The sequence below is a fragment of the Actinomycetospora sp. 2LY8.5 genome, from assembly GCF_057180585.1.
The window spans coordinates 1-12419 of sequence record NZ_JBXUHE010000055.1; the positions used below are offsets into that span (position 1 = coordinate 1).

A 12419-nucleotide genomic window follows, 5' to 3' on the forward strand; every position below is an offset into this window, starting at 1 on the left:
GCGACATGCGCAACCGGGCGGTCATCGATGCGGACACGACGCACCAAAGTGGTGCGCCCGTGGAAGGTCAGGCGGGCGTTAGCGTGCACGGGAAGGCCCTTCGTGGCGTGGCGGCGGCGTCAGACACCTCCACCCCGCCCGAAGGGCCTTCCTTGTGCAATCAGCCACGCCGCACCGTCACCAACCTCCTGGCCGGGTACACCTAGCGCCGCACGGGCTTGTGGCCCGCCGTGCGGAGGGCGTCCGGGCTCAGCGTCTCGCCGCAGTCCTCGCACCGCGGGATCTCGTCCTCGCTCATCACCACGGCGCGGTGCCGGCACCCGCCACCCGTCTCGGCGGTCCAGGCCCTTGCGCGACCGCAGCCGCGCCAGGTCCGCCGGGTCGACCTCGTCCATGGCCTCCATCCTGCCCGCGGTCCATGGCGACGACGCCGGCCCGGCGCGCCCACCCGCGCGTCGTTGCACAGGTCCGATCAGGTCCGTGGCTCAGGGCGTCCAGGCCGGGTCGCGGCCCGCCACGGCGACGACGCGATCGAGCAGCGGCGCGTCGGCGGGGACGTCCACGGCCGGGCCGAACGCGCCCATCTGCCGGCCCAGCGGCGTGAGCTGGGAGAGCGCCTCGTGGACCTCCGCGAGCAGCGCGTCGTCCCAGCTCACCGGCTCGCCGAGCCCGCGACCGAGGTCCCAGGCGTGCAGCACCAGCTCGCACAGCGTCATCGTGCCGACGACCGCCGACGGGATCTCCGAGCTCGTCATCGTCGTGGTGCCCTGCCAGGCCTGCGGTTCGCCGAAGACCGCCACGAGGTCGTCGCGCTCGGCCCCGAGCACGGCCGGCCAGCCGTCCCCGAGGGCGCGGGGGGCGGGCTCCGGCGGCGCGCCGCGTCCCGCACCGGCGAGCACCGGCGTCCACGTCATCATGTGCTCGGCGAGGTCGCGAACGGTCCAGCCCGCGCAGGGCACGAGGGCGTCGAGCTGGTCGGCGGCCGCGTCGAGGAGCTTCTCGTGCGGGGCCGCGGCGGCGGCGACGAGGTGGGGCCGGGGCGTGAAGTCGGGGAACACGAGGCGGGACGCTAGCCAGCACCGACGGCCCGGGTCATGGAGGAACGCGACAGATGCGCGACCCACGGCGCGACCCACGGCGCGACCCACGGGAGCTCGGCGGGCACTGGCGCACCGCGCAGCGGATCGCCGGGCACGAGCCCGACGAGCGCCTCGCACCCTGGGTGTCGCGGCTCTGGACGGCGTCCTGGGAGTACGCGGAGCCCTACCGCCAGAAGATCGTGCCGCTGCCGCAGGTGCACGTCTCGGCCATCGGCGACGCGCCGCCGCACGTCGTCGGTCCCCGGAGCCGGCACATGGTCCGGACGCTGGAGGGGCGCAGCTCGGTGGTCGGGGCAGCCTTCCGGCCCGGGGTGTTCCGGGCGCTCGCCGCAGGGCCGGTCAGCGCGCTCGTCGACCGGGAGCTCGACGTCGCCGACGTGCCGGGACTCGCCGGCGGGCCGCTGTGGGACGGGGACATGGGCGGCTGGCTCCGCGCCCGCCTCCCGGACGGCGAGCCTCCCCGCGCCGCGCAGCAGGCAGGCGAGCTCGTCGCGCAGATCGCCGCCGACCCGACGATCGCGCGCGTCGACCGGCTCGCCGCCTCGGCCGGGCTCGGGATGCGCACCGTGCAGCGGCTGTTCGCCGAGCACGTCGGCCTCGGCCCGAAGTGGGTCATCCGGCGCTACCGGCTCGAGGAGGTCGTCGGGCGGCTCGAGGCAGGCGGCCGGGTCGACTGGGCGGACCTGGCCGCGACGCTCGGCTACGCCGACCAGGGACATCTCTCCCGCGACTTCGCGGATCTGTTCGGTGAACCGCCCACCTGGTACGCCCGGCGCTATCCGGCGGACTGACCACTCGCACGGCCCAACCGGTCGTCGCCCGCACGCCCACCCCGGTCGCGCGGAACCGAGGTGGCACGGCCGTTGTCGGGGGTCGCTCCTAGCATGGAGAGGACCGGGGGAAGAGACATCCGACCCAGATATCCACAGGGGCGTGTCGTCACCCCGGCACGTCTCGCCCCGAGCCTGGAGGCCCCGCACGTGGTCGATCGTCTCGTCGTCCAGGGCGCCCGTGAGCACAACCTCACGGGCGTCGACCTCGACCTGCCCCGGGACAGCCTGGTCGTCTTCACCGGCCTGTCGGGCTCCGGCAAGTCGAGCCTGGCGTTCGACACGATCTTCGCCGAGGGCCAGCGCCGGTACGTGGAGTCGCTGTCGGCCTACGCACGCCAGTTCCTCGGGCAGATGGACAAGCCCGACGTCGACTTCATCGAGGGCCTCTCGCCCGCGGTGTCGATCGACCAGAAGTCCACCAGCCGCAACCCCCGCTCCACGGTCGGCACCATCACCGAGGTCTACGACTACCTGCGGCTCCTCTACGCGCGGGCCGGCACGCCCCACTGCCCGACCTGTGGCGAGATCATCTCCAAGCAGACGCCGCAGCAGATCGTCGACCAGGTGCTCGAGATGGAGCCGGGCCGCCGGTTCCAGGTCCTCGCGCCGGTCATCCGCGGCCGCAAGGGCGAGTACGTCGACCTGTTCAGCCAGCTCCAGGGGCAGGGCTACTCCCGCGTGCTGGTCGACGGCACGGTCTATCCGCTCTCCGAGCCGCCGACGCTGAAGAAGCAGGAGAAGCACGACATCGCGGTGGTGGTCGACCGCCTGTCGGTGAAGTCGAGCGCCAAGCAGCGCCTCACCGACTCGGTCGAGACCGCGCTGCGCCTGGCCGAGGGCATCCTCGTGCTCGACTTCGTCGACCTCGCCGAGGACGACCCGGAGCGCGAGCGTCGTTTCTCCGAGCGGATGGCCTGCCCCAACGGCCACCAGCTCCAGGTGGACGACCTCGAGCCCCGCGCCTTCTCCTTCAACTCGCCCTACGGCGCCTGCCCGACGTGCACCGGCCTGGGCATCAAGAAGGAGGTCGACCCCGAGCTGCTGGTGCCCGACGACGAGCTCTCGCTCGCCGACGGCGCCATCGCGCCCTGGGCGATCGGCCAGTCCGCCGAGTACTTCACGCGGCTGCTCACGGCGCTGTCCGAGCAGGTCGGCTTCCGCATGGACGCCCCGTGGCGCAAACTGCCGGCGCGCGTGCAGAAGGCGGTGCTGCACGGCTCCGACGAGCAGGTGCACGTGCGCTACCGCAACCGCTACGGCCGCGAGCGCTCGTACTACGCCTCGTTCGAGGGTGTTGTGCCGTTCCTCGAGCGCCGGCTCGACCAGGCCGAGTCCGACAGCGCCCGCGAGCGCTACGAGGGCTACATGCGCGACGTCCCGTGCCCCGCCTGCGGCGGCACGCGGCTCAAGCCCGAGATCCTCGCGGTCACCCTGCGCCACCAGTCGTTGGGCGACCGCTCGATCGCCGAGGTCTGCGCGCTCTCGGTGGCCGACTGCGCCGAGTTCATGACGGGCCTGGTCCTCGGCCACCGCGAGCAGGTCATCGCCGGTGCGGTGCTCAAGGAGATCGACGCCCGCCTCGGTTTCCTGCTCGACGTCGGGCTCGACTACCTGTCGCTGGCCCGCGCCGCGGCGACGCTCTCGGGTGGCGAGGCCCAGCGCATCCGGCTGGCCACGCAGATCGGGTCGGGCCTGGTCGGCGTGCTCTACGTCCTCGACGAGCCCTCGATCGGGCTGCACCAGCGCGACAACCGCCGGCTGATCGACACGCTGTCGCGGCTGCGCGACCTGGGGAACACGCTCATCGTCGTCGAGCACGACGAGGACACCGTCCGCGCGTCCGACTGGGTGGTCGACATCGGCCCGGGCGCGGGCGAGCACGGCGGGCGCGTCGTCTACTCCGGGCCGGTCGCCGGTCTCGAGCAGAGCGAGGAGTCGCTCACCGGGGCCTACCTGGCCGGCCGTGAGGAGATCCCGGTCCCGCCGGTCCGTCGGCCCGTCGACAAGAAGCGCCAGGTCGGCGTCGTCGGCGCGCGCGAGCACAACCTGCACGACGTGGACGTCGACTTCCCCCTCGGCTGCCTGGTGTCGATCACCGGTGTGTCCGGGTCGGGCAAGTCGACGCTGGTGAACGACATCCTCGCGACGGTGCTGGCCAACAAGCTCAACAAGGCCCGCCAGGTCCCGGGGCGCCACACCCGGGTCACCGGCATCGAGCACCTCGACAAGCTCGTGCGCGTCGACCAGTCGCCGATCGGGCGCACGCCGCGGTCCAACCCGGCGACCTACACCGGCGTTTGGGACCACATGCGCAAGCTCTTCGCCGCCACCAACGAGGCGAAGGTGCGCGGCTACGGGCCCGGACGGTTCTCGTTCAACGTCAAGGGCGGGCGCTGCGAGGCGTGCGCGGGCGACGGCACGATCAAGATCGAGATGAACTTCCTGCCCGACGTCTACGTGCCCTGCGAGGTGTGCAAGGGCGCACGGTACAACCGCGAGACCCTCGAGGTGCACTACAAGGGCAAGAACGTGGCCGAGGTCCTCGACATGCCGATCGAGGAGGCCGCCGAGTTCTTCAAACCGATCGGCGCGATCCACCGCCACCTGCAGACGCTCACCGAGGTCGGTCTGGGCTACGTGCGCCTCGGCCAGCCCGCGCCGACCCTGTCCGGCGGCGAGGCCCAGCGCGTCAAGCTCGCCTCGGAGCTGCAGAAGCGCTCCGCGGGCCGGACGATCTACATCCTCGACGAGCCGACCACCGGCCTGCACTTCGAGGACATCCGCAAGCTGCTCGGGGTCATCAACGGGCTGGTCGACAAGGGCAACACGGTGCTCGTCATCGAGCACAACCTGGACATCATCAAGGTGTCCGACTGGGTCGTGGACATGGGTCCCGAGGGCGGCAACAACGGCGGCACCGTCGTCGCCCAGGGCACGCCGGAGCAGATCGCGGCGGTGCCCGAGAGCTACACCGGCCAGTTCCTCGCCAAGCTCGTCGAGCCCGACGCCGGGCCGGTCCGCAAGAGCCGGGCGAAGAAGGCCGGCTGACCCCGCGACCGGGGAACACCGCAGCGCAGTGGTACGTTGTGCGGTGAGCGACCAGCTCGGTGGGGGTTCCGCGTCCACCGAGCGGCAAGTGGAGCCCCGGGCTCCCACCCGTCCACCGCCACAGGTGAGCGGGTTCCGGTCCAGGAGCCGAGGCACGTGAGTGGCTCGGCGACGCCGTCTCCCGCGGGAGGCATGGATCGGTCGACCGTGGGCCCTGCCGCCACCTCGCGTGGCGCGGGGCCCGACGTTCATCGGGGCTGCTCACGCCGGGTCGCAGGGACAGTGCCACGGACCCGAGGAGAGCTCATCAGCACAGAGACCCGCATCAACGAGCGCATCCGCGTTCCCGAGGTGCGACTGGTCGGCCCCAACGGCGAGCAGGTCGGGATCGTCCGTATCGAGGACGCCCTCCGCCTGGCCCGCGAGGCCGACCTCGACCTGGTCGAGGTGGCCGCCCAGGCCCGCCCGCCGGTCTGCAAGCTCATGGACTACGGCAAGTTCAAGTACGAGAGCGCGCAGAAGGCCCGCGAGTCGCGGCGCAACCAGCAGCAGACGGTGATCAAGGAGCAGAAGCTCCGGCCGAAGATCGACCCTCACGACTACGAGACGAAGAAGGGTCACGTGACCCGCTTCCTCGGGCAGGGTCACAAGGTCAAGGTCACCATCATGTTCCGTGGCCGCGAGCAGTCGCGCCCGGAACTGGGCTTCCGCCTGCTGCAGCGCCTCGCGGAGGACGTCGGTGAGCTGGGCTACGTCGAGGCCACGCCGAAGCAGGACGGCCGCAACATGACGATGGTCCTCGCGCCGAACAAGAAGCCGCAGAAGGCGCCCCGCGCCGCGCAGGAGCAGGCCGAACCGGCCCCCGAGCCGGCGGGCTGACCTTCCCGCACGACCGGCCGCGCCCACCCCGGGGTGGGCACGGCCGGGTTCCCGGGCGCCCGTACCGTCACCGTGAGCGTCGGTACGGACGTCGACACCCCCCGGCGGAGAGACCCCGATCCGCTCGAGGAGCAAGGACAGGACATGCCGAAGAACAAGTCGCACAGCGGCACCAAGAAGCGCATCAAGGTGACCGGCAGCGGCAAGCTGCTGCGCGAGAAGGCCGGCAAGCGCCACCTGCTGGAGAAGAAGTCCAGCCACAAGACGCGCCAGCTCTCCGGCAACACCGAGGTCGCGCCCCAGGACACCGGCCGCGTCAAGCGCCTGCTCGGCGGGCTCTGAGCCCCACCCCGCACCCGCCGAACCCCCTCAGGCGGACCCACCCGCCCCTGATTCGATCGAAGGCAGGACCACGTGGCACGCGTGAAGCGCGCGGTCAACGCGCAGAAGAAGCGACGCACGACCCTGGAGATGGCCAGCGGCTACCGCGGCCAGCGCTCCCGGCTCTACCGCAAGGCCAAGGAGCAGACGCTCCACTCGCTGACGTACGCGTACCGCGACCGCAAGCAGCGCAAGGGCGACTTCCGTCAGCTGTGGATCACCCGCATCAACGCGGCGGCGCGCTCCAACGACATGACCTACAACCGGTTCATGCAGGGCCTCAAGCTCGCCGGCGTCGAGGTCGACCGCAAGAACCTCGCGGAGATCGCCGTGTCCGACCCGGCGGCGTTCACCGCGCTCGTCGAGGTCGCCCGCGCGGCGGTCCCCGCGGACAAGAACGCCGCTGACAAGAACACGAAGAACGAGGACGCCGCCTGAGCCCAGGACTCCTCACCGAGCGCACGCCGCGCGTCGCCGCAGCCCGCAAGCTGCTGCGGCGCGCGGCGCGTCTCGAGGCCGGGCGCTTCCTCGTCGAGGGCGTGCGTCCGGTGCACGAAGCGCTGACCTGGGCCGAGGAGGCCGGGGACGGGGACACGAACCGCAGGGTGCACGACCTCTTCCTCACCGACGCCGTCGCCGACCGGGACCCCGCGCTGGAGGACCGGGCGACCGCCGCCGGGATCCGCACCGCCCGCGTCACCGAGAAGGCCGCGGCCGGGCTCTCGGACACCGTGACCCCGCAGGGCGTCGCCGCCGTCTGCTCCACGGTCACCGTCGACCTCGACACGGCCCTCGGTGCCGCGCCGCGCCTGGTCGCCGTGCTCGTCGGCGTCGCCGACCCCGGCAACGCCGGCACGGTCATCCGCACGAGCGACGCCGCGGGCGCCGGCGCGGTGATCCTGGCGGGGGATGCCGTCGACCCGCACAACGGCAAGTGCGTGCGCTCGACCATGGGCAGCCTGTTCCATCTCCCGCTGGGGGTCTCCCGCGACGTCGACGCGGTGGTGGACGCGCTGCGCGGGCGGGGTCTGACCCTGCTGGCGGCCGCGGGCGGCGGCGAGACCGTGCTCGACGCCGGCGCCGACGCCCTGCTCGCGCGGCCCACCGCGTGGGTGTTCGGCAGCGAGGCCCACGGGCTCGACGACCGGACCGCCTCCCTCGCCGACCACCGGGTGCGCGTCCCGATCCACGGCCGGGCGGAGAGCCTGAACCTGGCGACGGCCGCGGCGGTGTGCCTCTACGCGTCGGCGCGCGCCCAGCGCGTCTGATCGGTCACCGCAACGGCCGGCACCGCACCCACAGGCCCGCTTCGTCCTCCCCGACGACCGCGTCGACGCCGAAGACCTCGGCGATGAGCTCGGGAGTGAGCACCTCGCGCGGGGGTCCGACGGCGCGTAGACGGCCCGCCACGAGGACGGCCAGGACGTCGCAGAACTGCGCGGCAAGATCAAGATCGTGCAGGGCGACGACGGCGGTCAGGGGCAGGCCGCGGACGAGATCGAGGATCTCCAGCTGGTGGTTGACATCGAGATGGTTCGTGGGTTCGTCGAGCAGCAGCTCGAGGGGTTGCTGGGCGAGCGCCCGGGCGAGCTGGGTGCGCTGGCGCTCGCCGCCCGAGAGCGAGTGCCAGGAGCGGCCGAGCAGACCGTCGACCCCGACGACCTCGGCGGCTTCCCGCACGGCGCGCTCGTCGGCCTCCCCGGGGCCCGCCCACGCGCCGCGGTGCGGGGTGCGGCCGAGACCGATCACGTCGGCGACGAGCAGGTCGAGCTCGGTGACCGCCTGCTGGTCCATGACCGCGATGCGGCGGGCGAGCTCGGAGCGCCGCCAGCCGGGCAGCTCGTGCCCGTCCAGCGTGACCACCCCCGAGGTCGTGGTGCGCAGCCCGGCGAGGAGGCGCAGCAGCGAGGACTTGCCGGAGCCGTTGGGTCCGAGCAGCCCGAGCGTCGCCCCGGGCTCGACGGTGAGGCTGACGCCGTCGACGACGAGGACCCCGCCCGCCGACCAGGACGCCTCCACGGAGCGCAGCGTCACGATCGCCGGCCCCGGCGGCCGAGGATGAGGGCGAAGACCGGCACTCCGAGCAGGGCGGTGACCACGCCGACCGGCATCTCCTGCGGTGCGATGATCACGCGGGCGACGGCGTCGACCCAGGTCAGGTAGATCGCGCCCAGCAACGCGGTGGTGGGCAGCAGCAGCCGGTGCGCCGGGCCGACGAGGGCGCGTGCCGCGTGGGGGAGGACCAGGCCGACGAAGCCGATCGCGCCCACGGCGCTGACGACGACGGCGGTGGTGGCAGCGGTGGTGACCAGCAGGACCGTCCGGGCGCGGGCGACCTGGATCCCGAGCGCGGCGGCCGCGTCCTCACCGAAGGCGAAGGCGTCGAGGGTCCGGGCCTGGCTCAGGCACACCGCGCCACCGAGCAGGACCACGACGAAGACGACGGCGCCGTCGGACCAGCGGGCCCCGGCGACCGAGCCGAGCAACCAGAAGAGCACGCCACGGGTCTGCTCGGGGTCCGCGGACGTGACGACCAGGAACGAGGTGAGCGCGGAGAGCAACTGGGTGACCGCGACGCCGGCCAGGACGAGGCGGTCCGGCCCGGCCCCGGCGACCCTGGTCAGCGCGAGGACGGCGGTGATCGCGACCAGGCAGCCGACGAACGCGCCACCCGAGAGTCCGAGCATGGCGCCGACGCCGAGCACGGAGACGATCACCGCGCCCGCGGACGCGCCGGAGGAGATCCCGAGGATGTAGGGGTCTCCGAGAGGGTTGCGCAGCAGCGACTGCAGCACGGTCCCGCAGATCCCCAGGCCGGCGCCGCAGCACAGGGCGAGGAAGCCCCGCGGCAGGCGGACGTCCCAGACGATGACCCCCCGCAGGACGTCGGCCGGCGCGAGGTCCCGGCCCAGCAGGCGGCTGACGGCGACGTCGACGACCTGGCCGACCGAGAGGTCGGCGGGCCCGATGGTCGCGGTGGCCGCCACCGAGAACAGCAGGAGGACGACCGCCGCAGGCCACAGGGCGGTGGGGACCCGGCGTCGAACGCGATCGCCGACCACCCGGGACACGTCAGGCGACTCCGTAGACGACGAAGTCGTCGAAGAGCTGCCAGACCGTGCCGACCTCGACGAAGCCCGCGTGGCCGAGGGCGGCGAGGCGGAAGTCCAGGGCGGTCGGCGGGTTGGGGTCCCGACCGGCGAAGCGACGGGTGCGCTCCTCGGCGAGCTCGGCCATGCCGGGAAGCCGGAGGGCCCGGTCCCACCAGGTGTCCCAGTCGTCGGCTCCGGCGGCCAGGGCGCCCCGGGTGTTCGCGGCCTCGTGCTCGCGCGCCCAGCGCGCCATGCGTGGAGTCCGTCCGTCGAAGCGCAGGTTGTCGCCGTCGAGGAAGACCCCACCGTCGGGCAGCAGGCCGTGGATCGACGCGAACGTCGGGACGAGCTTCTCGGCCGGGAGCCAGTGCAGAGCCGTCGTCGAGACCACCGCGGACGGCGGCTGCGCGGCGGCGTCCCGGACGTGCTGCACCCACTCGGTGCCCAGCAGGTCGGCATCGACCAGGGCCGCGCGGGCCCCGAATGTCTCGACGCCACGGCGGGCCAGGGTGAGCAGCGCCGGGTCGTGGTCCACACCGACGACCGTCGCTTCGGGAAACCGCCGCAGGAGGCGGAGGGTGAGCGACCCCGGTCCGCACCCGAGGTCCACCACCGTGAAGGGCGTCGGCAACTGCAGGGCGAGCACGTCGAGGATCGCCTCGAAGCGCGCTTCGCGCGCCGCCACGTAGGCGGATTGTTGGTCCTCCCACCCGGCGAGGACCTCGCCATCCGTGCTCACGGGCGCAGCCCCAGCGTCCGCAGGCCCGCGGCGACCTGTTCGATGGCCGCCACGTTCCGGATCGAGGGGTCCATGCTCGTGCCGTCGATGACGATGTACCGCCGTTCACGCACCGCGGTGAGGTTGCGTGCGACCGGGTCGGACTCGAGGAAGCGCCTCTTGGCCTCGGCGCTGTCCCCGTCCTCCCCCCGGGCGAGGTCGGCGAGGACGAGCACGTCGGGGTCCCTGTCCACGATCGCCTCCCAGCCGGTCTCGGGCCAGAGCTGACGTGAGTCCTCGAAGGCGTTGGTGGCACCCACCGCGCGCGTGATCATTCCGGGGGCCCCGCAGCAGCCGGCGATGTACGGGGTCGTGGTGGAGGAGTACCACCAGGCCATCCGCACCGGAGGCGCGCCCGGTCCGGCGGTCGCGGACGCCTCCCGCGATCGCAGGTCGGCCACCAGCCGATCTCCGCGGTCGGCCGCCCCGAACAGTGCCGCGACTTCGCCGATCTCACGGTAGAGGTCGTCGGTGGTCAGCGGTCGCGGTTGAACGGCGTCCTGGCCACCGCACTCGGTGGGCGACTGGTAGGTGGCGATACCGGCGTCGGTGAACCGTCGGCGGTCGGCGACGCCTTCGTCGGTCAGCGTGTAGTCGAAGGTCGTGTAGATGAGGTCGGGCGCGCGCTCGAGGACGGACTCGAGCGACGGGTACGGCGCGTCGAACGGTCGGACGCGCGCCGCCTCCGGCTCGAGCTCGGGCAGGAGCCGACTGTCGCTCGTGGCGTAGCCGACCATCCGGTCGCCGAGACCGAGGGCGAGCAGTAGCTCGACCGCCGGTTGGTCGATCGCGACGGCCCTCGTCGCGGGCCCGTGCTGCGCGACCGGCACACCGCAGTTGGTGAGCGTGACCGCAGCGGGCGCTGCGCTCTCCCGCCCGGACGACGAGCACGCCGTGAGACCTACCACGGCGGTGGCGATGCTCGCGAGGACCACCAGCCGGGTCGAGCGCATGCGACTCCTCTCGTCCTCACCCCTGACGGAGCCGCGCCCGTCACGCGGTCTGCGCAAAGTAGATCACCATCTCGAGCCATCAGATCATCTGTGTAGGTAGTCACATGATGAAGTGACGGATCGGTCGAGGCAGGTGTCGCCGTGGAGCCGGTTCGACCTGCTCCGATACGATCGGACGTCCCGTACGGCATCCCGTGAGAAGCTGCAGGAGCGAGACGACCTCGATGTCCGGCACCAACGACCTCTACGACCCCAAGCAGGTCGCGGCGCTCGACCCCGAGACGCTCGACGCCGCCCGCGCGGGCGCCTCGTCGGCGTTCGCGAACGCCGACACGCTCGAGGCGCTCACCGCGCTCAAGCCCGCCCACCTCGGCGACCGCTCGCCGGTGCTCACCGCACGCCGCGAGATCGGGGCGCTGCCGCCGCAGGCGCGCTCGGAGTCGGGCAAGCGGGTCAACGAGGTCCGCGTGGCCATCCAGGCCGCGTACGACGAGCGCCACGAGGTGCTCTCCGCCGAGCGCGACGAGCGGATGCTGGCCGAGGAGGCCGTCGACGTCACGCTGCCCGGCGACCGGCACCCGCGCGGCAGCCGCCACCCACTCACGCAGCTCTCGGAGCGGATCGCCGACATCTTCGTCGCGATGGGCTACGAGGTCGCCGAGGGTCCCGAGGTCGAGTCGGAGTGGTTCAACTTCGACGCGCTGAACTTCCTGCCCGACCACCCGGCGCGCACGATGCAGGACACCTTCCACGTGGAGCCCGCCGCGGCCCGCCAGGTGCTGCGCACCCACACGTCGCCGGTGCAGATCCGCGCCCTGCTCGAGCGTGACCTGCCCGTCTACGTCGTGTGCCCGGGACGGACGTTCCGCACCGACGAGCTGGACGCCACCCACACCCCGGTGTTCCACCAGATCGAGGGCCTGGCCATCGACAAGGGCCTGACCATGGCCCACCTCAAGGGCACGCTCGACGCGTTCGCCCGCGCGATGTTCGGCGAGGAGTCGACGATCCGCCTGCGGCCGTCGTACTTCCCGTTCACCGAGCCGTCGGCCGAGCCCGACGTCTGGTTCCCGCAGAAGAAGGGCGGCGCCGGCTGGGTCGAGTGGGGCGGCTGCGGCATGGTCGACCCCAACGTCCTGCGCGCCTGCGGCGTCGATCCGGACGTCTACTCCGGCTTCGCCTTCGGGATGGGCCTCGAGCGCACGCTGATGTTCCGCAACGGGCTGCCCGACATGCGCGACATGGTCGAGGGCGACGTGCGGTTCACCTCGGCGTTCGCCGTCGAACCTTGATCTCGACTCAGCCCTGAGCCCCGGCCCTCGACTCCTTCCCCAGAGCTCCAGAAAGGCCCCGCC

13 protein-coding genes are annotated in these 12419 nt (G+C 72.6%); 8 read left to right on the forward strand and 5 right to left on the reverse strand.

Features of this window, described 5'->3' with window-relative positions:
- Nucleotides 1-206: hypothetical protein (locus AC2A1K_RS32170; protein ID WP_483900429.1), on the forward strand; the 206-nt coding region annotated here is incomplete at its 5' end.
- A 279-nt stretch (nt 207-485) separates the two neighbouring features.
- Here the strand turns inward: AC2A1K_RS32170 and AC2A1K_RS32175 are convergent.
- Nucleotides 486-1058, reverse strand: coding sequence for a TIGR03086 family metal-binding protein (locus AC2A1K_RS32175; RefSeq protein WP_483900430.1), 573 nt, complete (start codon nt 1056-1058; stop codon nt 486-488).
- 53 nt (nt 1059-1111) lie between these two features.
- Here AC2A1K_RS32175 and AC2A1K_RS32180 point away from each other — a divergent pair, with 53 nt between their 5' ends.
- From AC2A1K_RS32180 to AC2A1K_RS32205, 6 genes are all read left to right on the forward strand, one after another.
- Nucleotides 1112-1891 (forward strand): DUF6597 domain-containing transcriptional factor, encoded by a 780-nt coding sequence (locus tag AC2A1K_RS32180; protein WP_483900431.1) that lies wholly within the window; start codon nt 1112-1114, stop codon nt 1889-1891.
- 189 nt (nt 1892-2080) lie between these two features.
- Nucleotides 2081-4981 (forward strand): excinuclease ABC subunit UvrA, encoded by a 2901-nt coding sequence (uvrA, locus tag AC2A1K_RS32185; protein ID WP_483900432.1) that lies wholly within the window; start codon nt 2081-2083, stop codon nt 4979-4981.
- A gap of 282 nt (nt 4982-5263) precedes the next feature.
- Nucleotides 5264-5860 carry a translation initiation factor IF-3 gene (gene infC / locus AC2A1K_RS32190; RefSeq protein ID WP_483900433.1) on the forward strand — a complete coding sequence of 199 codons (597 nt, stop codon included), beginning with the start codon at nt 5264-5266 and terminating at the stop codon, nt 5858-5860.
- A gap of 144 nt (nt 5861-6004) precedes the next feature.
- Entirely contained in the window at nt 6005-6202 is a 198-nt protein-coding gene (gene rpmI / locus AC2A1K_RS32195; protein ID WP_483900434.1) for a 50S ribosomal protein L35, read from the forward strand.
- Between the two features lie 72 nt (nt 6203-6274).
- Nucleotides 6275-6679 carry a 50S ribosomal protein L20 gene (gene rplT / locus AC2A1K_RS32200; protein WP_483900435.1) on the forward strand — a complete coding sequence of 135 codons (405 nt, stop codon included), beginning with the start codon at nt 6275-6277 and terminating at the stop codon, nt 6677-6679.
- On the forward strand, nt 6676-7509 hold the full coding sequence (locus AC2A1K_RS32205; RefSeq protein ID WP_483900456.1) for a TrmH family RNA methyltransferase: 834 nt from the start codon (nt 6676-6678) through the stop codon (nt 7507-7509). The genes rplT and AC2A1K_RS32205 overlap by 4 nt, the downstream gene beginning before the upstream one ends.
- A gap of 4 nt (nt 7510-7513) precedes the next feature.
- Here AC2A1K_RS32205 and AC2A1K_RS32210 read toward each other — a convergent pair whose 3' ends face one another.
- From AC2A1K_RS32210 to AC2A1K_RS32225, 4 genes are read right to left on the reverse strand one after another with little or no spacing between them, the layout of a single operon-like run.
- Entirely contained in the window at nt 7514-8260 is a 747-nt protein-coding gene (locus AC2A1K_RS32210) for an ABC transporter ATP-binding protein (RefSeq protein ID WP_483900436.1), read from the reverse strand.
- An 11-nt stretch (nt 8261-8271) separates the two neighbouring features.
- Nucleotides 8272-9312 carry a FecCD family ABC transporter permease gene (locus tag AC2A1K_RS32215; protein ID WP_483900437.1) on the reverse strand — a complete coding sequence of 347 codons (1041 nt, stop codon included), beginning with the start codon at nt 9310-9312 and terminating at the stop codon, nt 8272-8274.
- Nucleotide 9313: 1 nt separating this feature from the next.
- Nucleotides 9314-10072 carry a class I SAM-dependent methyltransferase gene (locus AC2A1K_RS32220; RefSeq protein WP_483900438.1) on the reverse strand — a complete coding sequence of 253 codons (759 nt, stop codon included), beginning with the start codon at nt 10070-10072 and terminating at the stop codon, nt 9314-9316.
- The gene (locus tag AC2A1K_RS32225; protein ID WP_483900439.1) at nt 10069-11064 is read right to left on the reverse strand and encodes an ABC transporter substrate-binding protein; all 996 of its coding nucleotides are present in this window, start codon (nt 11062-11064) and stop codon (nt 10069-10071) included. Before AC2A1K_RS32225 ends, AC2A1K_RS32220 begins: the two co-directional genes overlap by 4 nt.
- A gap of 224 nt (nt 11065-11288) precedes the next feature.
- Here AC2A1K_RS32225 and pheS point away from each other — a divergent pair, with 224 nt between their 5' ends.
- Complete coding sequence (gene pheS / locus AC2A1K_RS32230; RefSeq protein WP_483900440.1) at nt 11289-12356, forward strand: phenylalanine--tRNA ligase subunit alpha; 1068 nt, start codon at nt 11289-11291, stop codon at nt 12354-12356.
- Nucleotides 12357-12419 lie beyond the last annotated feature (63 nt).